This window comes from Klebsiella sp. CN_Kp075 (assembly GCF_040065055.2).
Classification (GTDB): Bacteria; Pseudomonadota; Gammaproteobacteria; order Enterobacterales; family Enterobacteriaceae; genus Klebsiella; species Klebsiella aerogenes.
The window spans coordinates 1,109,569-1,132,518 of record NZ_CM198050.1; the positions used below are offsets into that span (position 1 = coordinate 1,109,569).

Here is a 22,950-nt window from a genome sequence, read left to right on the forward strand (position 1 = left end):
TCTACGATGAATATCCCCGGCCCGCGGGCCGGGGTGCAGGTTTGTTATTATTCGGGCGATCAGAAATCGATATTCACGCCCAGTTGCCAGGTCCTTCCGGGCATCACAGCCAGCGCTTTATCGTTGGCATCCTGATTAGTACTGGTCTCGATGTTGCGGCTGCTCAGGTAGTCCCAGTATTTACGGTCGGTAATGTTGTACACCCCGCCGTTGAGACGAATGTTCTTCGCCACCTGCCAGTAAGCGGTCCAGTCCAGCATGCCGTAGCCCGGCACGCGCATATATTCGGTGCTGGAGTCGGCGATGGCGGAGCCGGTGTTGTTGTAGCTCTCGCGGCTGGTGGCGGTGGCCTGTTTGCCCTTAACAAAGGTGGCGGTCAGCGCCGTACCGTAGCGCTTAGCCGGATCGTCCCACGCCACGCCGACGATCGCTTTCATCGGCGCGACGCTGTCGAGGTCGACGTATTTATCGCCGTAGTAGCTGGATTTCGATTTCCCTTCGCTATAGCCCCAGGCGAGGGTGGCGCTCAGGCCATCCACCTGCTCAAACCAGGTGCCGAAGTTAAATTTAGTGCTGATCTCGCCGCCGTAGATATAGGCTTTATCGCGGTTTTCCGCTTGATAAATGGTGTAAATATTCGACGGGACGTTAGTGAATTTGCCCGGATTGTTGGCGCGCGAATAACGCGTATAGGCGATAAAGTTCTTATAGCTGTTGTAGAACAGCGCGGTACGCACGGTGATGCCTTCGGTGACTTCGCCCTTGATACCCCATTCAATATTGTCGCTGGTCTCGGTTTTCAGATCGTTGTTGCCAATTAACGCGTACTGCTGGCTGCCGGCATAGCTGGAGCCCAGGTTCCACGAACCATACAGCTGGCTGGCATTCGGGAACTGCGCGCCGCGCTGGTACTGCAGATAGGTCATCAGCCGCGGCGTAATGTCGTACTGGAACGCCAGTGACGGCAGCACCTGGGTATCGCTGTTTTTACCATACAGATTCGCCACCGACGATTCGGTAAGCACGCTGCTGTTGGCGCTAAGATCGGACAGATCTTCCGGTTTAGTCGACTGATGCGTCACGCGTACGCCGGGAATAATCGCGAAATTGTGGCTATCGAGATCGAAGTTGATCTTATCCTGCAAGTAGCCGCCGAGGGTGTAGCTGCGGCTGTCTGCTTCCGGCTGCATAATTTCGCTGTAGACGCTGGGGATCGGCGACTGGCTAAACGGCCGCTGGGTTTTGGTCGTGCTGGCGTTAAAACCGGCGCTCAGGTCGTGACGGCCGATGCTTTTCGCGAGCGCGGTCTGCAGACCCCAGGTATCGGTATCGTAGTCGGAATTGACCGTCTGCATTTTGCGGGTGACGCTATCCGGCATCCAGGTCCAGTCGTGAGCCTCGGTATGCTGGTAGTAAACCTTGGTCGAGACGCTGTCGATGTAATCGTTCATCGGCGTCCAGTCGTCTTTCAGGCTCAACCCCCAGCGCCGCGTCTGGTTGGTTTGGTTGGCGGTACCGATCATGCTGTTACCGCTGGAGTCCCACGAATCGAAGTGGCTGTGGTTGGTCTTGTGATAGTAGTCGAAGGTGCTGGTGAACTTATGTTCATCGTTCGGCTGCCAGATGCCGGAGGCCATAAACGCGTCAGAGTGCCAGTTTGCCGGGTAAGCGTCGACGCTGCCGCTGTTGTTCTCGGTTTCCTGGCCATCGCGGCGGCTGTAGACGAAAATGCCGCGCAGCGTTTCATCGCCGCCGGCGACGGTGACGCCGTTATGCCAGCTGCGGTCGGAAGAGTCGTAGCCGCTCTGGTAGCCAAAGGCGCTGGTTTTGCCCGGGCGCAGATAGTCATCCGCCGATTTCGGGCGGAAGGAGACGTTGCCGCCGATTGAGCTGTTAGCGGTCTCGGTTGAGGTGGCTCCCGACTGAATATCCACGCTGCCGTACATATAGGGGTCGATATAATCGCGGCCAATGCCAAAGGTGTTGAGGCCGGAACGGCCAACGTAGCCGCGGCCGGTGGCGTTCGGCTGGGCAATGCCGTCAACATCGATGCCGACACGGTTGCTTTCAAGACCGCGGATGTTGTAGCCGGTATAGCCGCCGCGATCGAAACCGCTTTTACCGTTGCCGGAACCGCCGCTGGCGCCGGTGGCGCTGATGAGGGGTTCATAACGCATGATTGAGCCGAAGTCGTTGGCGCCTTTGTCCTGCAGTTCCTGCGCGCTCACCGAGTGCTCGCTGCCGGCTTTCAGCTGTGGGGCCGGGGCGGTCACCACCATCTGTTCCGCGCTATCCGTCGTGTTATCCTGGGTCACGGCCGCGATAGCGGCATTCTGCGCGATTGCTGCGAGCAGAGAAGTCGCCAGCAGGCTTTTCTTACACCATGCTGCTGATTGAGTCGATTTGTACATTTGTAGCCACGCCTTGATGATTATTAGTATCGGCTCACGCGTTACTTCCAGAGTGCAGGTTGGTCCGTGTTTTCCCTGGCGGACAGTGGTATTCCTGATTTAGTAATTGCGAATGGTAATGATAGGTATTATCGTTTGCAACGAAATAATCATCTATTCTGAATTTTGTTTACATTCGTGCGGAGGGGAGCAAGCCAACATGAGCCATAAAGCGATGATTACCATTCACTACTGTTCCCAATGCAACTGGATGCTGCGCGCCAGCTGGATGGCCCAGGAGCTGCTGCATACCTTTAGTACCGATATCGCTTCGGTCACGCTGGTGCCCGGTACCGGCGGCATTTTTACGGTGAGCGTCGATGAGGCGCTTATCTGGGAGCGCAAACGGGACGGCGGTTTCCCGGACGCTGCCGAGCTGAAACGGCGGGTGAGGGACGTCTGCTTCCCGGAAAAAGCGCTGGGGCACGTGGATAATGCCAGGAAGCAGGTCTAAAACGGCTGGCTGTGATTAACGTCCTAGCTCAACGTTGACCAGCACGCTTTGTCGGCGGGTGCGGATAATGGATACCGCCTCTTCCAGTACGCCGGGGAGATCTTCCGCCAACGAAACCGTCAGCGCAGCCGCGCGGCTGGAGGCGGCGAGGGCGGCGAAATCTGGCGACGACGAGAACGCGGTGGCCGGAATAGCTTCCATTTTGGCGGCATAGCCGTCGGGATAGAGCGCTTTGGTGCCGCCCGCTACCGCTCCCCAGCCGCCATTGTTGCCAACCACCACCAGTACGGGAAGCTTCATCACTTCCGCGATGTGGTGGCACACCGCCGGATTGGCAAAGAGATAGGAGCCGTCGCCCACGGCGGCGATGATAAGCTCACCCCGCCGGGCGAGCTGCAGCCCTAAGGCGATGGGCAACGCTTCACCCAGACCGCCCGCCAGCGCTTCCTGGTAATAACTGTCCGCCTGAATCAGGCCGGCAAACTGCGGCATTGTTGTCAGTTCGGAGACGATCTTCCCCTGATGTTGGTTGGCAAGCTGACCCAGGCAATAGCTCAGCCAGGGTTTGCCAATCGCTCCTTTTTGGCCGGCGTGGAGGAGGGCTTCACGTTGGTCCTTCGCGTGTTGTATCAGGCTAAGCACATGCTTTTCACGTTCAGCCACCTGCTGTTGCTTCGCCGCCACAAGCGGCTGGAGCGCCTCTTGTAAAAGTTCGAATACCTCGTCGGTTTCTCCGGCCAGATTGATATCGGCGCGATAGCCGCGGACGGGGTAGCGGGAAAAAAGCGGGTCGGGGCCGATCTGGATCACCTTACAGCTGTCGTTGCAGCGGCTTTCTTCGATGAGCCACGGGGCCTGTGAGTCGATAACGATGATGACGTCGGCGGCGGAAAGCCAGCCTTTGGGATCGCTGCCGGCCAGCATAGGATTGTCGCTGCTAAGGGTGACTTCAGTACCCCAGTATTCCACCACCGGAATAGCCCACTCCTTAACCAGGGTATTGAGCCGCGCAAAGCCACCAGACGTTCTCGCGCCGCGCTGGGCGAAGATGACCGGCTGTCTGGCATTGGCTATCGCATCGGCGGCGCTGGCAATATCCGCCCGCGTTGGCGCATAGCGGACCGGCTGCTGGGTGGGGGAGGCATAAAGCGCTTGTTCATCGATGGTGAACGTTTCGCATAGCGGCTCGCGGGGCAGGCTCAAATACACCGGCCCCTTTGGCAATGAACGGGCTATCGCCCATGCTCTGTCAACATGCTCGCCGACCTGATCGGCAATGCGTAATTCGAAGTCCCATTTCACCGACTCACGAATGAGCGCCGCCTGATCGCGCATCTCCTGGCCGTAGCCAATCGGCGTGTTGCGACAACCAAAGTGTGAATGCTCGCTAATCGGCGTGCGTCCGCCAAAAATCAGCACCGGAATATTGCTGTTGGCCAGATTGATGACGCCGCAGGCGGCATTGGCCAGGCCTACGTTGGTGTGAACCATGACGGCCTGCACTTTCCCGCTCCCGAGATAATAGCCGTGGGCCATGCCGATGGCGGCGTTCTCGTGGGGACATATCACCAGCTCCGGTACCTGTTGTCCCGTGGCGCGCATTTTGGCCCACGCTTCAATAACCGGGGGATAATCGGTACCCGAATTAATAAAAATATAGGCCACGTCGAGGGCCTGAAGCCGGTGCAGTAATAATTCAGCGGCCGATACAGTGATAGAAGTCATATTCTCTCCGGATTAACGCGATGTTATCGCCGTGATTAAAAGGTCAGGAAAATAAATGCGCCCATCGTAATGATGGAAGTAATAATACTTAGCGCCATGGTCGAGGCCATTTCTTGCTCGCCGGACTTATATTGCATGGCGATAATAATGGCGATCGAACCCACAGGAATCGCCATCGTTAATACCACTTGTTTTATTTGCTCCATGCTGAAACCCATTTTTAACAAAATGAGGTAGCAGGCGCCGGGCACCAGAATATTACGAGCGATGACGGTAATAATGGTGGCTGAGGTGATGACAATGCTGCGAGTATAAAGCACGATGCCTGCGGCAAACAGCGCCAGTCCGCCGGAGGCCTTACCCAGCAGCCCTAGCGACATTGATACGGTTTCAGGAATATGAATATCCATTAATACTAATATCAGCGCGACAACCGGCGACCATACCACCGGCTGCTTGATGGCGTTGATCACCCGCGTGGTAAAAGAGATATTCTGGCTTTTATCCCCCGTTGCAACGGACATCAGAATCATCACCAGCGGAAGCTGGAAGACATTTTGCGTAATACTGGAAACAGTAATTAATGAGGCGCTGACGGTGCCGAATAAAAAAGCCAGTACCGAGGTGCCAATGAAGGGAACGGCCGGCGAGCCGATGGCCAGAGCCTGTAAAGTACTGAGCGCCAGGGAGCGTTTGCAGATATAACGGGCAATAACTAAAGGAATAACAAAACTCAGAATTAGCGCAAGGATAATGGCGATGGCGACAGGGCCCATGCTCATCACGATATGCCGCGGCGTCATGACCATATTACTGAAAATACTCAGTGGTAAAGCATACAGCATTACAATTTTATTAATATCACCAGCCTGTTGCCAATTGAAGTCTTTACGTTTACCGCTGATATAGCCAATGAGAACGGTAATGATAACGGGTAATATAGCGCCAAGAATTAATAGAATGTTGTTCTGTGTCATAGTGATGTATTCTCATTATAAATTATTGTTAGAGACAGAGTGTTGAACTATAAATATTGAGAATGATTGCCCCCTGGAAATTCGCCGCTGTTGCAATATTGATTTTCCTTGATTACTGCATTTTTGACGCAAAAAGAAGCGAGGGGGAAATGTAAAAACAATCCGTTCAATGAGTAATTGTCATGGCTATGAAAATTAAACAGATACAAGCCTTTCTGACCGTCGCCAGAGAAGGGAATATGACCCTGGCAGCGGAGAAAATGGGGATTACGCAATCCGGACTCAGCCGATTGTTGCTGTCCCTGGAAGAGGATCTGAATGCCACCTTATTTGAACGGCACAAGCATGGAATGGCGTTAAGCGAGTATGGCAGCGCGTTTTTACCCTATGCCATGACAATGTTGAACACGGAGAACAAGGCCAGAGAGGAGATGGCGCTGATCCGCGGAGCGGGCAAGGGGATTTTGAGAATCGGCTGCGTATCCAGCCTGTTAACCAGCCACTTTATTGATAAATTAGCCGCCTTTCATAAAAGCCATCCCCGGATACATATCAAAATCTTCGACCGCATTGACTCAGAGTTATTTAAACTGCTGCTGATGCATGAAATAGATATCGCCCTTTGCGGGCCCTTGCCCCACGACGATAAAATCGTGGTTCGCGGAAAAATTAACTGGCAGGACCGTATTTGTATCATTTCAAGGCCAGACCATCCGCTGCAAAAAGACAAGCGCCTGTCGCTTGCGGCGATGCTCGACTATCCGTGGATCATGCCGCCGCCGTTAAGCACGCCGATGCTTATCCTCGAAGATATTTTTCGCTCGCATCAGCTGCCCTGTCCGGTTCCCATTATCGAGTGCGCTTCATCCGCGGCGATAAAATCCTTTATCGCTGAGAGCGATCTTTTAACGTCAATGCCCGCCCCCGTCTATCGACTGGAAGAGAAGCTTGGATTGTTGCGCCCGCTGGAAGCGGAAGGCAGCGTGTTTGTCAGAGATTTCTATGCCTGGAGCCATTTTGGCGTGTTATCCGGAGCCGCGCTGCAGCTAATTCAGCATCTGAAGCAGTGAGATGCCCTGATAGATACAAAGGTGTATAATGAATGCATCTTATTAACTTGAGGCTGTGGCATGGGTAAGCGCATCGAACGTGAAAAAAAGACTATCAGCTGTATGATTCGGCTGTATCAACGCCGCTGCCCGGACGCCCTTGACGAGGATGAACATTACCAGGCGCTCAATACCTACGCCGATAAGCGCCTGGATAAGTGCGTATTTGGCGAAGAGAAGCCGGCCTGTAAACAGTGTCCGGTACACTGCTATCAACCGGCGAAGCGGGAAGAGATGAAGCAGATCATGCGCTGGGCCGGGCCGCGAATGCTCTGGCGGCATCCGATTCTGACCATTCGTCACCTGATTGACGACAGGCGGCCGGTGCCGGAGCTGCCGGAAAAATACCGGCCGAAAAAATAGCGGCCTTTCCCCGGCTTGCGCTGCGCTTCGCCGCTACCGGGGATCGCGGTTGAAGGAGCGTAGATACTGTTATCGGTTGGCAACTTTTTTAAGGGGTTTTCCCGGACGCGGCGCGTTGCGCCTTCTCCGGGCTACCAAATCGCACAGCGCTGTAGCCCCGGTAAGCGGCAGCGCCACCGGGGGTTTTGAGATCGCCAGCACCGGCAGTTTCAGCCAGCATGGTGAATAAATTAAAGGCAGGCCGCACGGACTGTAGGCCGGATAAGCGTAGCGCCATCCGACAATTCTCCCTGCTCGCGCTGCGTTTAGCAGGGCTACAGCTCCTGGCATTCATGCTGGCGTTAGCCGCTACCGGAGAGCGTTGCTGACGCCTTCTGTTTCTGACCGTCACGGATCGTGCTGGCGACAAAGGCCAGCACGAACAGCGCGGTAAACAGCACCACGATGGTTGGCGCCGGCGCGCTATCGAGATAAAACGACAGCCAGACGCCCGCCAGCGAACAGCCCACGGCGATTACCGTTGCCAGCAATAATGCGCTGACAAAGCGCCGCGTCAGCAGCAGAGCGATAGCGCCGGGCGCTATCAGCAGCGAAATCGACAGAATAATCCCCACCGACTTTAACGTCGCGACGATAGTCAGGGCGATCATGCACAGCAGGCCATAATGCAGCAGCCCGCAGCGCAGGCCGCTGGCTTTGGCCTGATTCGGATCAAAAGCGTGCAGTAAAAAATCGCGCCACTTTAGCCCGATAATCAGCGCAATCGCCAGCGCAATCACCGCCGTTTGCCCGATATCGCTGGCGGATATTCCCAGCATATCGCCAAACAGAATATGGTCGAGATGGACCTCGGATTGAATCGCCACGTACAGCACCAGCCCGGCGCCGAACATCCCCGAGAAGACGATCCCCATAATGGTATCGCGCTTGATACGGCTGTTATCGTCGAGAAAACCGGTGGCGACGGCGCAAAATAAGCCGGCAATAAACGCGCCGATGGCGAAGGGGATGCCGATAATGTAGGCCACCACCACGCCGGGGAACACCGCGTGGCTCATGGCATCACCCATCAGCGCCCAGCCTTTTAACACCAGAAATACCGACAGCAGTGCGCAGGGGACGGCGACGATCGTCGCCACCAGCATCGCGTTGACCATAAACGGAAACTGTAATGGTTCAAGGAGCATCGTTAGCATGAGGCCTCCCTGGCGCGGCGGCGGTTGGCCAGCAGGCCGTGCTTCGGCGCGAAGACAAAGGTGGCTAAGAACAGCAGCGTCTGCGCCACCACGATGATGCCGCCGGTGGCACCATCAAGATAGTAGCTCAGCCACGCGCCGAAGAAGCTGGTCAGGCTGCCGATAGCGACGGCAATGGCCAGCAGACGCGGGAAGCGGTCGGTTAACAGCCAGGCGGTGGCGCCGGGCGTCACGACCAGACAGATGACCAGAAACGCGCCGACGGTTTGCAGCGCCGCCACGGTGCAGGCAGCCAACAGAGTGAAGAACAGCAGCTTCAGGCCGCTGGTATTAAGGCCAATTGAGCGGGCATGGTTCTCATCGAAGAAGGTGACCATCAGGTCTTTCCACTTCAGCAACAGGATCGCCATCGAAATAAAGCCAATCGCCGCCAGCTGGATAATATCCTCCGGAGCGATGGCGAGAATGTTGCCGAGAATAATGGTTTGAATGTTCACCGAGGTCGGATTCAGCGACACCATAAACAGGCCGATGCCGAAAAACGATGAGAAAATCAGCCCGATGATGGCGTCCTCTTTAAGCCGCGAACGCTGGTTAAGAAACAGCATGCTGCCTGCCGCCAGGCCGCCGGAGAGAAACGCGCCGAGCGCAAAGGGCAGGCCGAGCATATAAGCGCCGGCGACGCCGGGAACGATCGAGTGGGAGAGGGCGTCGCCAATCAGCGACCAGCCTTTGAGCATCAGGTAGCAGGAGAGAAAGGCGCAGACGCCGCCGACTAATGCCGAGACCCACATCGCGTTGAGCATGTATTGATAGCCAAACGGCTCCAGCAGCCAGCTCATCGTTGGCCCCCCGCCGCGCGATGGCTGATAAACGGCCGCTCATCGTCGGTAATAATGCGTTCTTCCGCACCGGTGAGTGTGACGTGACGCAACACGCCGCTGAAGGCCAGCTCCAGGTTCTCGGCGGTGAAGGTGGTCTCCGTCGGACCGCTGGCCAGTACGGTGCCTTTCACCATCACCGTGTAATCGCAAAATTCGCTGACTGAACCGAGGTTATGGGTAGAGACCAGCATGGTACAGCCTTCGTCGCGCAGTTCTCGCAGCAGGGTGATGATCCGCGCTTCAGTCTGCACATCGACGCCGGTAAACGGCTCATCGAGCAGGATCACTTTGCCTTCCTGAGCAATGGCGCGGGCGAGAAACACGCGCTTTTTCTGCCCGCCGGAGAGCTCGCCAATTTGTCTTTTGCGGTATTCGCTCATCCCTACGCGGGCCAGCGCGGCATCGACAATCTGTCGGTCGCGGGGCTTCGCCCGCCGCAGCCAGCCCATATGGCCATAGCGGCCCATCATCACCACATCTTCCACCAGCACCGGAAAGGACCAGTCCACCTCTTCCGATTGCGGTACGTAGGCGACAAGGTTTTGCCGGAGCGCGCGGTTGACCGGCTGGCCGAGAATGGCGATATCGCCGTGGCCGACGCGCACGAAGCCCATCAGCGCTTTGAACAACGTCGATTTACCGGAACCGTTGACCCCCACCAGCGCGGCAATCGATCCGCGCGGTACGCTGAACGTTGCATCGCGAAGGGCGGTGTGGCCGTTGCGATAGGTCACCGTGACCTGGTCGACGATAAGTCCCGCTTGTGGCGCAATCATGACTGTTTCCTCAGGCCATCGTTGATCCCTTTGACGATGGTTTCGGTGGTGACGCGCAGCAGGTCAAGATAGGTCGGCACCGGGCCGTCGGCGGCGCTCAGTGAGTCGACATACAGTACGCCGCCATAGTGGGCGCCGGCTTCACGGGCGACCTGTCGCGCCGGTTTGTCGGAGATGGTGCTTTCACTGAAGATGGTCGGGATATGCTCCTTCTTCATGGTGTCGATGGTTTTGCGCACCTGCTGCGGCGTGCCCTGCTGGTCGGCGTTAATCGGCCATAGATAACGCTCCTGCAGGCCGTTATCGCGCGCCAGATAGGAGAATGCGCCTTCGCTGGTGACCAGCCAGCGTTTGTCTGCCGGCAGTTTCGCCAGTTCGGCCTTCAGCGGCGCCATGGTCTGGCGGATTTTATCTTTGTAGGCCTCGGCGTTACGGCGATAGGTGTCGGCATTGACGGGATCGTATTTCACCAGCGCATCGCGAATATTATCGACGTAGATCAGCGCATTATCCGCCGACATCCAGGCGTGTGGGTTGGGCTTGCCGTTGTAGGGGCCATCGCTGATGCCCATCGGCTGAATACCGTTGCTGACCACGACTTCCGGTACGCCGTTCAGGTGCTGATAAAAACGGGCGAACCACAGTTCGAGGTTGAGACCGTTGGCGAGAATAAGCTTCGCCCCCTGCGCGCGTTTGATATCGCCCGGCGTCGGCTGATATTCGTGAATTTCCGCGCCCGGTTTGGTGATTGAGCTGACGTCAGCGGCGTCGCCGGCGACGTTCTGCGCCATATCGGCGATCACGGTGAAGGTGGTAATGACTTTGAATTTTTCTTGCGCCTGAGCGGGGGCGATAGCAAGCAGCGCTAATGCGGCGGAGAACAACAGGTGCTTGAACGGCGGCAGATGCGGCATAGGATCCCTCACGGTATTGCGATTAATTAATCATCGTTTATAGCCTTTGCTATGTTATATAGCACAAGCTATTTATAAATGAAAATAATTCTTATTTAGATGTTGGAGTAATGATTAGGTTGAGAAGGATTTGGCAGGGAGGGGTAATCCGGGTTCGGTCCGGTATTCGATGGGTCGCTGCGTTATTTTGTCGGATGGCGCTACGCTTATCCGACCTACGGTCCATGCGCGATTTGGTAGCCCCGGTAAGCGTAAGCGCCACCGGGGAGAGCGCAAGCGGTTGTGCCGTTATTTTGTCGGATGGCGCGATGCTTATCCGACCTACGGTCCTGTGCGATTTGGTAGCCCGGAGAAGGCGCAATGCGCCGCCTCCGGGAAAATCCCTAAGCCATGAGAGACATATCGCCGGGCTAGACTAACCGATCCTTATTAATGCCTAAACGCTTCATGCGCGACAGCAGCGTCGTGCGCTTGAGCCCCAGGCGCTGGGCGGCGCCTTTTGGCCCGGCCACCACGCCGTTACTCTCTTTCAATACCCGGACGATCAGCTGATATTCATCTTCGCCTTCCTCCGGCAGCACTTCCGGCGCCAGCGTCTCCTGTTCAATATGCATTTCCGGCAGCGACAGTTGCAGTACGTTGCCGCGGGTTAACAACACCGCGCGCTCGACGACGTTTTCCAGCTCGCGCACGTTGCCTGGCCACTCCATGCGCGAAAGCGTGCGCAGGGTCTCCGCCGGAATACTGTCGATGTTGCGCCCCAGACGGCGGGCGATTTTGAAGGTGAACGCTTTCACCAGCAGAGGAATATCGTCCGGCCGTTCGCGCAGCGGCGGCAGGTGGATCGGGAACACATTGAGCCGATAGTAAAGATCGCTGCGGAATTCACGATCGATAACCATCTGTTTGAGATCGCGGTTGGTGGCGGCGATCAGCCGTACATCGGTCTGAATCAGTTTATTACTGCCCAGGCGTTCGAATTCCTGCTCCTGAAGAACGCGCAGCAGCTTCGGCTGCAGCTCCAGCGGCATATCGCCGACCTCATCGAGGAACAGCGAGCTTTTGTCCGCCAGTTCGAAACGGCCGATGCGCTGGGCGCTGGCGCCGGTAAAAGCGCCGCGCTCGTGGCCGAACAGATCGCTTTCCAGCAGGCCCGCGGGCATCGCCGCGCAGTTCATTTTCACCATCCGTCGGCCGTTGCGCCCGCTCAGGTTATGAATAGCGCGGGCAATCAGTTCCTTACCGGTGCCGGTTTCACCGAGGATCAGCACCGTACTGTCGCTCTGCGCCACCATCTCCACCTGCTTGAGCACGCTGTGCATCGCTTCGCTGCGACCGATGATTTCGCCAAACTCGCTTTCGACGTTGTTGAGCTGTTCGGTGAGCGCCAGGTTTTCATCCACCAGCCGTTCTTTCAGCCGCTGGATTTCGCGATAGGCGAGGGCATTATCGATAGCTATCGATACGCGCTCGGCGATTTGCCGCAGCAGTTTAAGGTTAGTAGTGGTAAACACCTGCTCATCGCACTGCGCCAGCTTCAGCACCCCGAGCAGCGTATTACCGGACATGAGCGGCAACAGGCATAGGGTCTGGATCTGGTTATCCCACATCTCGAAGAGCATTTTCTCATACGGCGCCAGCGAGTCGTGCTCATGCAGATTGAGCAACAGCATCTCTTTGCTCTTAAACACCCGCTCGGTTAGCGTGCCGGCTTCATCGACTTCGCTTTGGTCGTGGACCGGATGGCTGGCGTCGAGATAGTGGGTGGAGTAGATATTGAGCTTGCCTTTGCGGTTGCTGCGCAGCACCACGCTGATCGCGTCGATGCGGAAATAGCGGTGGATCTCTTTCGCCACCTCGCTGACCAGCTCGTCAATATCGAGGCGCGACAGGACGGCGTTGGTGATGGCCACCAGGATGCGGAAGTTATCGCGCTCGTGGCACAGCAGGTCGTAATCGACGTTGTTGCTGACCCGGTTTTGGATCTGCTCGGTGACGACGGCGACAATCTGCGCGAAAGTATGCAGGCGCTGGTACTCTTTTTCGCTCCATGGCCGGTTGTCGTCGCGGATGAACTCACAACCGCCGAAGATGCGGCCTTCTGCCGCCAGCGGCAGCAGGCAGTAGTAGCCAAATTCCGGGTAAATGCCGCTGGCGGCCAGCTGCGGCCAGGTTTCGGCGAAGGTCGCGTTGTCGCAATGTAGCGCGTCGGGGCGCGACAGCAGGCGGCGTACCGGGCCGTGAGCCAGTACGGTTTCATCTTCGTAGCTTGCCGGCTGCCCGGCGTCGTCGCAGGCGTACCTGGCGGCGCGATGGTTGCCGTGGTTCCACAAGATAATCGCCGCCCGGTCGGCAAGCGCGGATTGCTGCACCAGACGGGTTAGCGTTTCGCTCAGCGCGGCCAGATCGGGCTGCTGTAATAAAATACGGGTGATATCAAACAGACCCTGCTGCCCGAGATCGCCCATTGGTGTATACGACATTGCTTAAGTCCAAAAAGCGCCGCAGCGCGGCGCAGAATAAAGAGATGAATCAAATAATAGTCTGTTAATAAAACAATTGTTGCCGCTTTGACGTCGCCAGGATAAGGCGGCTGCCGCCCTCCGGCCGGTCAGTGGTTAGCAAATTCTCGGCAGCGGCTCGGCGTGGGGAAGATCGAGCGTGCGTTTAACGCCATATAACCCAACGGAGCGCACGCCGGCGCGCTCGACAACGTCGCCAATTATCGCGGCATACTGCCCGAGCGGGTGAGACCGTAAATGCTCAAGTACGCGCGGCGCGGCTTCTCTGGCGACGGCAATCACCAGTTTACCTTCGTTGGCGAAATTCAGGGCGTCGAGCCCCAGCAGTTCGCAAACGCCGCGCACCGTATCGTTGACCGGCAGCTTCGCTTCATGCAGCTCGATACCGCAGCCGCTGGCGGCGGCAAACTCGTGCGCCACCGCGTTGACGCCGCCGCGGGTGGCGTCGCGCAGCGCTTTGATGCCCGGAATCTCGCGCAGGGTCTGGATAAGCGGCGTCAGCACCGCGCAGTCGCTGGATAATGCGCCGTCCAGCCCCAGCTGTTCGCGCAGGTTAAGAATGGTGGCGCCGTGATCGCCGAGCGTGCCGCTGACCAGCAGCACATCGCCGGCGCTAATCTGCTGCGCTCCCCAGTGAATATCGCCGGGGATGGCGCCAATACCGGCGGTATTAATGAATATTTTATCTGCCGCGCCGCGCGGCACCACTTTGGTATCGCCGGTCACAATGGCAATTCCAGCTTGCTGAGCGGTAGTTGCCATGCTGCGCACCACCGCTTCCAGCGTCGCCATCTCCAGCCCCTCTTCGAGAATAAACCCGCAGGAGAGATAGCGCGGCAGGGCGCCGCTGACCGCGACGTCGTTGGCGGTGCCGCAAATTGCCAGTTTGCCGATATCGCCGCCGGGGAAAAATAACGGATCAATGACGTAGCTGTCCGTTGAGAAGGCCAGCCGATCGCCCTGGGCGGCAAGCCCGGCGAGATCTAAACGCGCCTGATCTTCCTGTTCGGCCAGCCAGGGGTTGGCGAAGGCCTGCATAAACAGCTCGCCAATGAGTTGCTGCATCGCCTGACCGCCGCTACCGTGAGCTAACTGAATGCTTTTCATGCTTTATTTTCCTGACTGCGATATTGATACCAGGCGGCGCAGGCGCCCTCTGAGGAGACCATCAGCGCGCCAAAGGCGCTCTGCGGGTTGCAGACGCGACCAAACAGCGGGCACTGGTGTGGTTTACAACGCCCGGTCAGCACTTCACCGCAGCGGGCGCGCGGGTCGTCGCAAACGCGCTGCGGCGCCGGGCGGAAATGGGCCTCGGCGTCAAAGCGTTGATAATCTGGCGTCAGGCAAACGCCGGAATCGTTGATCGTCCCCAGGCCGCGCCATTCGCTATCGCCGCTCAGGCAAAAGACCTCGGCGATTGCCGCCTGCGCCAGCGCGTTACCGGCATCCGGCACCACGCGACGGTACTGATTCTCTACCTGACTGCGCTGCGCTATTTTCTGCTCAACCAGCATGATCACGCCTTGCAGTAGATCAAGTGGTTCAAATCCAGCAACGACTAATGGCCGATGATAGTCGCTGGCGATGAAACCGTAGGCGTCGGTGCCAATCACCATACTGACGTGGCCGGGGGCGAGAAACGCATCGATACCGTTGTCCGGCTGGTCCAGCAGGCTGCGTAGCGTCGGCAGTAAGGTGATGTGCTGACAGAAAAAGTAGAAGTTGTCGACGTTGCGCTCGCGGGCCTGACGCAGCGTCAGCGCGGTGGCGGGCATAGTGGTTTCGAAACCGAGACCAAAAAAAACCACCTCGCGCTGCGGATTCTGCTGCGCCAGCCGCAGGGCGTCCATCGGCGAGTAAACGATTCGCACATCGGCGCCGCGACTCTTCGCCTGCAGCAGCGACCCGTTTTTTCCCGGCACGCGCATCGCATCGCCAAAGGTGCAGAAAATCACCTCCGGGCGGCTGGCTATCTCGATACACGCGTCAATGCGGCCCATCGGCAGGACGCACACCGGGCAGCCGGGGCCGTGAATAAATTCAATATTCTTCGGTAATAGCTGGTCGAGGCCGAATTTAAAGATGGCGTGGGTATGACCGCCGCAGACCTCCATCATCCGCAGCGGGCGGGCTTCACTATAGTCCAGCAGCCGGGCGCGTTGCTGCAGATGTTCGACCAGCTGCAGCACCTGCTCCGGCGCGCGGTACTCATCAACAAAACGCATTATCGCTCCTCGCCGTATAGCAACGCGCCGACGTCCGGTTCAACCTCGAACATGTTTTGCAGCGCGTCGAGGGTATCGCGCGCTTCGGCTTCGTTAATCACGCTCATGGCGAACCCGACGTGTACCAGCACCCACTGGCCGATGCGCGGCTGGCCCTGCTCGTCGACGGCGCCGACCAGCGTCAGATCGACTTCGCGCTGAATGCCACACACTTCAACCTTCGCCATCACGCCGTCAATCGTGCGAATTTGCCCCGGAATGCCTATGCACATCGCTGCGTCTCCAGCCAGTTGAGCCACTGGTCCATGCCTTCGCCGCTGGTGGCGGAGAGCAAAATAATCTCGATATGCGGATTCACTTCCCGCGCGCAGGCGAGGCACTTCTCGACGTCAAAGTTGAGGTACGGCAGCAGGTCGACTTTGTTGAGCAGCATCAGGCTGGCGGCGGCAAACATATGCGGATACTTCAGCGGTTTATCTTCCCCTTCGGTGACCGACAGCACCGCCACTTTATGACGTTCGCCAAGGTCGAAGCTGGCCGGGCAGACCAGGTTGCCGACGTTTTCGATAAACAGAATGCCGTTATCGCCAGCCGGCAGACGCGCAGAGGCGTCGGCAATCATTTGCGCATCGAGATGGCAGCCCTTGCCGGTATTGACCTGAATCGCCGGCGTGCCGGTGGCGCGGATACGCGCGGCATCGTTGACCGTTTGCTGATCGCCTTCAATGACCGCGCAGTCGACGATGCCTTTCAGGCGCGTCAGGGTCTCGGTGAGCAGGGTGGTTTTACCGGAGCCGGGGCTGGAGACCAGATTCAGCACCAGTTGATTGTTCGCCGCGAAGCGCGCGCGGTTGCGCGCCGCCAGGCGATTGTTTTTATCCAGCACGTCGATTTCGACTTCCAGCATCCGCCGCTGGCTTTGCCCCGGCGCGTGGGTACCCGCTTCGCCGTGGCCGTAATGCAGATCGCCTTGCGCGCTGCGGGTCGGGGCAAAGTTATCGGTTTTCACGCCGGTGATGGTCATGGTCTGGCGCGGGGCGGGGGCGAAGGGGGCGCTGCGAAACGCCGAGTGCGGGTTATGTTCATCGCCTTCGATATAAAGGTTGCCTTCTCCGCAGCCGCATGTCGTACACATAATCTTTTACTCCAATTCTAAACGCTGAATCTGTAAGCCATCATCCGCCACGATCTGCAACTGGTCGTTATCGCAGTGCGGGCAGCGGCGGACGTGCTGAGAGACAAGATGCACATACTGCTGACAGCGTTCACACCAGCATTCGGCCTGTTGTTCGGCAATGTGCAGCGCGCAGCCTTCCGCCAGCGTGCCGCGGCACACCAGTTCAAAACAGAAGGTGAGGGCGCTGGCCTCCACGCAGGAAAACGCGCCGACCTTCAGCCACACGCCAGTGACCCGGCGCGCGCCGTTTTGCCGCGCCTGTTGCTCAATAATTTCCAGCGCCCGCTGGCTTAGCGTGATTTCGTGCATGTTGGCCTCCGTTAATACTATGGCGGCTATATGCAATAACGATGCCAGGAGACCATAAACGGCGGGGGAACTGTCGATGACGACGACGTGCGGCTGTCATCGACATGTCGTGATGGCGCGCGAGTTTTTAATAATTCCTTTAAATTCAAATAAATAAATTTTGGCATGGAAAATGCTTAACCGGTGCATCTCATGTAACGGGAGGATCCGGGATGACAATTTGGGAATTAAGTGAAAAGGCGGACTACATCGCCGATCGTCACCGCCAGCATCAGGAGCAGTGGCACACCTACTGCAACTCGCTGGTTCAGGGCATCACCCTGTCGAAAGCGCGTCTGCATCACGCGATGAGCTGCGCGCCGGACAAAGAGCTGTGCTTCGTGCTGTTCGGCCACTTTCAGGTATATGTCGCGCTGGCGGAAGGCTTTAACAGCCACACCATCGAATACTACGTAGAAAGCAAAAATGGCGATGACAAACGGCTGATCGCCCAGGCGACGCTGGATGCGGAAGGCGTAATTGACGGTCGCATCAGTAACCGTTCCCGCGAAGCGGTGCTGGAACACTACCTGGCGATCATCGCCACCGTCTATGACCGCCTGTATGAGGCCATGGAGCGTGACCAGCCGGTGGATTTAAACCATCTGGCGCAGGTCCATTAATTATGAAGTGTCGACAAGTGTCGAAACCGACACCTGCGCGGCCTGATTTCGTCAAAAGTGACTTTCACCCGAGGATGACCCGGTGAACCGTTTTGTAATTGCTGATTCCAGCGTCTGTATCGGCTGCCGCACCTGCGAAGCCGCCTGTTCCGAGACGCACCGCCAGTATGGCCTGCAAAGTATGCCGCGCCTGCAGGTCATGCGTAATGAAAAAGAGTCTGCGCCGCAGATGTGCCACCACTGTGAAGACGCGCCTTGCGCCGCGGTGTGTCCGGTCAACGCCATTACTCGCGTTGACGGCGCGGTACAGCTCAATGAAAGCCTGTGCGTGAGCTGCAAACTGTGCGGCATCGCCTGCCCGTTCGGCGCGATTGAATTCTCCGGCAGCCGCCCGTTGGATATTCCCGCCAACGCTAACACGCCGATGGCACCCGCCGCGCCGCCGGCTCCGGCCCGCGTCAGCTCGCTGCTCGACTGGGTGCCTGGCGTTCGCGCTATCGCCGTGAAATGCGACCTCTGCCACTTTGATGAGCAGGGCCCGGCCTGCGTGCGGACCTGCCCGACCAAAGCCTTACTGCTGGTGGATATTCGCGATATTGCTAAGTCCAGCAAGCGTAAGCGCGAACTGACCTTTAATACCGACCTCGGCGATTTGTCGCTGTTTCAGGCGCAACAAGGGGGCGTGAAATGAGCGTGGTTGCATTAGTGAATCAGGCGGTTGCCTGGTATGCCGCCAGCGCGGTGCTGGCGTTTTTGTTTAGTCTGTGTAAACCGCTGAGCGGCGCGATTGCCGGGATCGGCGGCGCGGTCGCCAGCGCGATGTTAATCGTCGCCGGCTTCTCGGCGCTGATCGCGCCGGAGCGGATCAACGGCGGCATGCTGCAGTATCTGCATCTGGCGATGCGGGTGGGCGGGATTAACGCTCTGTGGCTGTTGGCCATCGGCCTGTCGGCGCTGCCGATTTCGCTGTTTAACATTTCCTGGCATCGTCATCCGCAGGTCAAATCGAATGGCCTGCTGGTTAACCTGCTGCTGGCTGCCGCCACCTGCGCGGTGGTGGTGACTAACTTCGGCAGCCTGGTGGTGATGGCGGAAATCATGGCGCTGTGCGCCGCGTTTCTCACCGGTTGCGCGCAGTCCGGCAAACTGTGGTTTGCGCTGGGGCGTCTCGGTACCCTGCTGCTGGCGTGGACCTGCTGGCTGGTGTGGTCGTTCTACGGCACTCTCGATCTGGCGGCGATTAGCCAGCTGGCCGCCGGCGCGCCGCAGAACATGGCGCTGTGGCTGCCGGGTCTGCTCGGTTTTGCCCTGCTCGCCGGGGTGATCCCGCTGCACGGCTGGGCGCCGCAGGCGCATGCGGGCGCCAGCGCCCCGGCCGCCGCGCTGTTTTCAACGGTGGTGATGAAGGTCGGTCTGTACGGCATCCTGACCGTGTCGCTGGCAGGTAGCGTGCCGCCGCTGTGGTGGGGCGTGCTGCTGCTGGTGTTGGGGATGATTACCGCCTTTATTGGCGGGCTGTACGCGCTGATGGAACATAACATCCAGCGCCTGCTGGCTTACCACACTCTGGAAAACATCGGCATTATTCTGCTTGGCCTCGGCGCCTTCGTCACCGGTATTGCCACCGGCAACAATGCGCTGATGGTGCTGGGCTTTATCGGCGGCATGTACCACCTGATCAACCACAGCCTGTTCAAAACCACGCTGTTCCTTGGCGCGGGGGCGGTGTGGTTCCGTACCGGGCATCGCGATATCGAGAAGCTGGGCGGCATCGGTAAAAAAATGCCGCTGATTTCACTCGCCATGCTGGTGGGGCTGATGGCGATGGCCGCGCTGCCGCCGCTGAACGGCTTTGCCGGCGAATGGGTTATCTATCAATCCTTCTTCAAGCTGAGCACCGGCGAGGTGTTTATCGGCCGTCTGCTGGGGCCGCTGCTGGCGGTTGGCCTGGCGATTACCGGGGCGCTGGCGGTGATGTGTATGGCCAAAGTCTACGGCGTCACCTTCCTTGGCGCGCCGCGCAGTAAAGAGGCGGAAAACGCCACCTGCGCGCCCTGGCTGATGACCTTAAGCGTGGTGCTGGCCGCCGCGTGCTGCGTCATCGGCGGCGTGGCGGCGCCGTGGCTGTTGCCGCTGGTCGGCCACGTCATTCCGGTTCCGGCGCAGACCACTAGCGTCGTATCGCAGCCGCTGATCGCCATTCTGCTGATTGCCTGTCCGCTGCTGCCGTTCCTGCTGATGATCTTCTTCAAAGGCGACCGCCTGCCGGCGCGCTCGCGCGGCGCGGCGTGGGTCTGCGGCTACGATCATGAACAAGCGATGGTGGTCACCGCCCACGGCTTCGCCATGCCGGTGAAAGAAGCCTTTGCGCCGCTGCTGAAGCTGCGTCACTGGTTGAATCCGGTACGGCTGGTGCCCGGCTGGCAGAACGCCTCCGCGCCCGCGTTGCTGCGCGGCGTGGCGCTGATCGAGCTGGCGGTACTGGTGGTGATTGTGATTTCGCGAGGAGCCTGAGAGTGAACCTATTCGTTGCATTAATACAGGCGCTGGTACTGTTTGCCGTCGCGCCGCTGCTGTCCGGCCTGACCCGCGTTGCCCGCGCGCGCCTGCATAACCGCCGCGGGCCGGGCGTACTGCAGGAGTATCGGGATATCCTGAAACTGCTGGGTCGCCAGAGCGTGGGCCCGGACGCTTCCGGCTGGGTATTCCGCCTGACGCCGTTTGTGATGGTCGGCGTGATGCTGACCATCGCCGCCGCGCTGCCGGTAGTGACCGTAGATTCACCGCTGCCGGGGCTGGGCGACCTGATTACGCTTATCTACCTGTTCGCCATCGCCCGTTTCTTCTTCGCCATTTCCGGCCTGGATACCGGTAGTCCGTTCACCGCTATCGGCAGCAGCCGTGAAGCGATGCTCGGCGTGCTGGTCGAACCGATCTTGCTGCTTGGGCTGTGGGTCGCGGCGCAGGTAGCCGGCTCCACCCATATTAGCGCGATTACCGACACCATTTACCACTGGCCCGCCGCGCGCAGCATCCCGCTGATCCTGGCGCTGTGCGCCTGCGCTTTCGCCACCTTTATCGAAATGGGCAAACTGCCGTTCGATTTAGCCGAGGCCGAACAGGAGCTGCAGGAAGGGCCGCTTTCCGAGTACAGCGGCAGCGGTTTTGCGGTGCTGAAGTGGGGCATCAGCCTGAAACAGCTGGTGGTGCTGCAGATGTTCGTCGGCGTATTTATCCCGTGGGGACAGATGACCAGCTTTAGCGCGCCAGGCCTGCTGCTGGCGCTGGTGGTCGCCATCGTCAAGCTGGTGGCGGGAGTGCTGATTATCGCGCTATTCGAAAACAGCATGGCGCGTCTGCGTTTTTGTGCCACCTCCCGCGTCACCTGGGCCGGGTTTGGTTTCGCCTTTTTAGCTTTCGTCTCCTTGCTGGTGGCGTGATTAAGAGAATTTGAGCATGTCTGAAGAAAAAATCGGTCAACACTATCTTGCGGCGCTGCACCAGGCTTTCCCTGGCGTGGTGCTGGACGAAGCCTGGCAGACCAAAGATCAGCTTACCGTCACCGTGAAGGTTAACTACCTGCCGGAAGTGGTCGAGTTCCTGTACTACAAGCAGGGCGGCTGGCTGTCGGTACTGTTCGGCAACGACGAACGTAAGTTGAACGGCCACTATGCGGTTTACTACGTGCTGTCGATGGAGCAGGGCACTAAATGCTGGATCACCGTGCGCGTGGAAGTCGATGCCAACAAACCGGAATATCCGTCGGTGACCCCGCGCGTGCCGGCGGCGGTATGGGGCGAGCGCGAAGTACGCGATATGTACGGTCTGGTGCCGGTGGGCCTGCCGGACGAGCGCCGCCTGGTGCTGCCGGACGACTGGCCGGATGAACTCTATCCGCTGCGTAAAGACAGCATGGACTACCGCCAGCGCCCGGCGCCGACCACCGACGCGGAGACCTACGAGTTCATTAACGAGCTCGGCAGTAAGAAAAACAACGTGGTGCCGATTGGCCCGCTGCACGTCACCTCCGATGAGCCTGGACACTTCCGTCTGTTTGTCGACGGCGAGAACATTATCGACGCCGATTACCGCCTGTTCTATGTCCATCGCGGCATGGAAAAGCTGGCGGAAACCCGCATGGGCTACAACGAAGTAACGTTCCTGTCGGACCGGGTATGCGGCATCTGCGGCTTTGCCCACAGCACCGCCTATACCACCTCGGTGGAAAACGCGATGGGCATCGTGGTGCCGGAGCGCGCGCAGATGATCCGCGCCATTCTGCTGGAAGTGGAACGCCTGCACTCGCACCTGCTGAACCTTGGCCTGGCCTGCCATTTCACCGGCTTTGACTCCGGTTTTATGCAGTTCTTCCGCGTGCGCGAAACCTCAATGAAGATGGCTGAGATCCTCACCGGCGCGCGTAAAACCTACGGTATGAACCTGATCGGCGGGATTCGCCGCGATCTGCTGAAAGAGGACATGATCCAGACCCGCCAGCTGGCGCAGCAGATGCGCCGCGATGTGCAGGAACTGGTGGATATGCTGCTCAGCACGCCGAACATGGAACAGCGCACCGTCGGTATTGGCCGTCTGGATCCAGAAATCGCCCGCGACTTCAGTAACGTCGGCCCGATGGTCCGCGCCAGCGGCCACGCCCGCGATACCCGCGCCGATCACCCGTTCGTCGGTTACGGTCTGCTGCCGATGGAAGTTCACAGCGAGCAGGGCTGCGACGTGATTTCTCGCCTCAAGGTGCGTATCAACGAAGTTTATACCGCGCTGAATATGATTGATTTCGGTCTCGACAATCTGCCCGGCGGCCCGCTGATGGTGGATGGCTTCACCTATATTCCACACCGCTTCGCGCTGGGCTTCTCGGAGGCGCCGCGCGGCGACGATATCCACTGGAGCATGACCGGCGACAACCAAAAACTGTACCGCTGGCGCTGCCGTGCGGCCACCTACGCCAACTGGCCGACCCTGCGCTATATGCTGCGCGGCAACACCGTCTCCGACGCGCCGCTGATTATCGGTAGCCTCGATCCCTGCTACTCCTGTACCGACCGCATGACGGTGGTCGATGTGCGTAAGAAGAAAAGCAAAGTGGTGCCGTACAAAGAGCTGGAGCGCTACAGCATCGAGCGTAAAAACTCGCCGCTGAAATAATTGAGCCATTGCGTGGGGCCCCTCACCCCGACCCTCTCCCC

21 protein-coding genes are annotated in these 22,950 nt (G+C 58.5%); 8 read left to right on the forward strand and 13 right to left on the reverse strand.

All coding sequences use genetic code 11. The features are described from left to right. Positions 1–59 precede the first annotated feature (59 nt). Entirely contained in the window at positions 60–2,411 is a 2,352-nt protein-coding gene (locus ABLV78_RS05295) for a TonB-dependent receptor domain-containing protein (RefSeq protein WP_348865291.1), read from the reverse strand. A gap of 199 nt (positions 2,412–2,610) precedes the next feature. Here ABLV78_RS05295 and ABLV78_RS05300 point away from each other — a divergent pair, with 199 nt between their 5' ends. Further along, positions 2,611–2,904: an Rdx family protein gene (locus ABLV78_RS05300; RefSeq protein ID WP_047044309.1), complete on the forward strand. Its 294-nt coding sequence runs from the start codon at positions 2,611–2,613 to the stop codon at positions 2,902–2,904. A gap of 15 nt (positions 2,905–2,919) precedes the next feature. On the opposite strand, the gene ABLV78_RS05305 is transcribed toward ABLV78_RS05300, so the two are convergent. Both ABLV78_RS05305 and ABLV78_RS05310 read right to left on the reverse strand, forming a co-directional pair. Beyond that, the gene (locus tag ABLV78_RS05305; protein WP_047044311.1) at positions 2,920–4,629 is read right to left on the reverse strand and encodes a thiamine pyrophosphate-requiring protein; all 1,710 of its coding nucleotides are present in this window, start codon (positions 4,627–4,629) and stop codon (positions 2,920–2,922) included. A 35-nt stretch (positions 4,630–4,664) separates the two neighbouring features. Beyond that, the gene (locus ABLV78_RS05310) at positions 4,665–5,606 is read right to left on the reverse strand and encodes an AEC family transporter (RefSeq protein WP_045395364.1); all 942 of its coding nucleotides are present in this window, start codon (positions 5,604–5,606) and stop codon (positions 4,665–4,667) included. A 182-nt stretch (positions 5,607–5,788) separates the two neighbouring features. Between ABLV78_RS05310 and ABLV78_RS05315 the strand changes: the two genes are divergently transcribed. Then, positions 5,789–6,676 carry a LysR family transcriptional regulator gene (locus ABLV78_RS05315; protein WP_047044314.1) on the forward strand — a complete coding sequence of 296 codons (888 nt, stop codon included), beginning with the start codon at positions 5,789–5,791 and terminating at the stop codon, positions 6,674–6,676. 60 nt (positions 6,677–6,736) lie between these two features. Continuing rightward, positions 6,737–7,078, forward strand: coding sequence for a nitrous oxide-stimulated promoter family protein (locus ABLV78_RS05320; RefSeq protein ID WP_047044316.1), 342 nt, complete (start codon positions 6,737–6,739; stop codon positions 7,076–7,078). 341 nt (positions 7,079–7,419) lie between these two features. Here ABLV78_RS05320 and ABLV78_RS05325 read toward each other — a convergent pair whose 3' ends face one another. From ABLV78_RS05325 to hypA, 10 genes are all read right to left on the reverse strand, one after another. Continuing rightward, a complete protein-coding gene (locus ABLV78_RS05325; RefSeq protein ID WP_045395370.1) occupies positions 7,420–8,274 on the reverse strand; it encodes a metal ABC transporter permease in 855 nt (284 codons plus the stop codon). Then, positions 8,268–9,116 carry an iron/manganese ABC transporter permease subunit SitC gene (gene sitC, locus ABLV78_RS05330; protein WP_015370015.1) on the reverse strand — a complete coding sequence of 283 codons (849 nt, stop codon included), beginning with the start codon at positions 9,114–9,116 and terminating at the stop codon, positions 8,268–8,270. Before sitC ends, ABLV78_RS05325 begins: the two co-directional genes overlap by 7 nt. Continuing rightward, positions 9,113–9,934 (reverse strand): manganese/iron ABC transporter ATP-binding protein, encoded by an 822-nt coding sequence (locus ABLV78_RS05335; protein ID WP_047044102.1) that lies wholly within the window; start codon positions 9,932–9,934, stop codon positions 9,113–9,115. The genes sitC and ABLV78_RS05335 overlap by 4 nt, the downstream gene beginning before the upstream one ends. Further along, on the reverse strand, positions 9,931–10,848 hold the full coding sequence (locus tag ABLV78_RS05340) for a metal ABC transporter substrate-binding protein (RefSeq protein ID WP_045395373.1): 918 nt from the start codon (positions 10,846–10,848) through the stop codon (positions 9,931–9,933). Before ABLV78_RS05340 ends, ABLV78_RS05335 begins: the two co-directional genes overlap by 4 nt. 410 nt (positions 10,849–11,258) lie before the next feature. Continuing rightward, positions 11,259–13,331: a formate hydrogenlyase transcriptional activator FlhA gene (flhA, locus tag ABLV78_RS05345; RefSeq protein WP_045377386.1), complete on the reverse strand. Its 2,073-nt coding sequence runs from the start codon at positions 13,329–13,331 to the stop codon at positions 11,259–11,261. Positions 13,332–13,466: 135 nt separating this feature from the next. Next, the gene (gene hypE, locus ABLV78_RS05350) at positions 13,467–14,477 is read right to left on the reverse strand and encodes a hydrogenase expression/formation protein HypE (RefSeq protein WP_047044105.1); all 1,011 of its coding nucleotides are present in this window, start codon (positions 14,475–14,477) and stop codon (positions 13,467–13,469) included. Next, complete coding sequence (gene hypD / locus ABLV78_RS05355) at positions 14,474–15,595, reverse strand: hydrogenase formation protein HypD (RefSeq protein ID WP_047044106.1); 1,122 nt, start codon at positions 15,593–15,595, stop codon at positions 14,474–14,476. The genes hypE and hypD overlap by 4 nt, the downstream gene beginning before the upstream one ends. Continuing rightward, a complete protein-coding gene (locus ABLV78_RS05360) occupies positions 15,595–15,867 on the reverse strand; it encodes a HypC/HybG/HupF family hydrogenase formation chaperone (protein ID WP_015370021.1) in 273 nt (90 codons plus the stop codon). The genes hypD and ABLV78_RS05360 overlap by 1 nt, the downstream gene beginning before the upstream one ends. Next, positions 15,858–16,730 carry a hydrogenase nickel incorporation protein HypB gene (hypB, locus tag ABLV78_RS05365; protein WP_047044108.1) on the reverse strand — a complete coding sequence of 291 codons (873 nt, stop codon included), beginning with the start codon at positions 16,728–16,730 and terminating at the stop codon, positions 15,858–15,860. The genes ABLV78_RS05360 and hypB overlap by 10 nt, the downstream gene beginning before the upstream one ends. A 6-nt stretch (positions 16,731–16,736) precedes the next feature. Further along, positions 16,737–17,081 (reverse strand): hydrogenase maturation nickel metallochaperone HypA, encoded by a 345-nt coding sequence (hypA, locus tag ABLV78_RS05370; protein ID WP_015370023.1) that lies wholly within the window; start codon positions 17,079–17,081, stop codon positions 16,737–16,739. 212 nt (positions 17,082–17,293) lie between these two features. Here hypA and hycA point away from each other — a divergent pair, with 212 nt between their 5' ends. The 5 genes from hycA (at position 17,294) to hycE (ending at position 22,909) form a co-directional block, all read left to right on the forward strand. Then, positions 17,294–17,743, forward strand: a complete 450-nt coding sequence (gene hycA / locus ABLV78_RS05375; protein ID WP_015703262.1) for a formate hydrogenlyase regulator HycA — start codon at positions 17,294–17,296, stop codon at positions 17,741–17,743. 82 nt (positions 17,744–17,825) lie between these two features. Continuing rightward, positions 17,826–18,434, forward strand: a complete 609-nt coding sequence (locus ABLV78_RS05380) for a 4Fe-4S dicluster domain-containing protein (RefSeq protein WP_047044110.1) — start codon at positions 17,826–17,828, stop codon at positions 18,432–18,434. Continuing rightward, entirely contained in the window at positions 18,431–20,257 is a 1,827-nt protein-coding gene (gene hycC / locus ABLV78_RS05385; RefSeq protein WP_047044112.1) for a formate hydrogenlyase subunit 3, read from the forward strand. Before ABLV78_RS05380 ends, hycC begins: the two co-directional genes overlap by 4 nt. A gap of 2 nt (positions 20,258–20,259) precedes the next feature. Beyond that, positions 20,260–21,183, forward strand: coding sequence for a respiratory chain complex I subunit 1 family protein (locus ABLV78_RS05390; RefSeq protein ID WP_045395381.1), 924 nt, complete (start codon positions 20,260–20,262; stop codon positions 21,181–21,183). A 16-nt stretch (positions 21,184–21,199) separates the two neighbouring features. Further along, the gene (gene hycE / locus ABLV78_RS05395; RefSeq protein ID WP_015370028.1) at positions 21,200–22,909 is read left to right on the forward strand and encodes a formate hydrogenlyase subunit HycE; all 1,710 of its coding nucleotides are present in this window, start codon (positions 21,200–21,202) and stop codon (positions 22,907–22,909) included. The last annotated feature ends 41 nt before the right edge of the window (positions 22,910–22,950 follow it).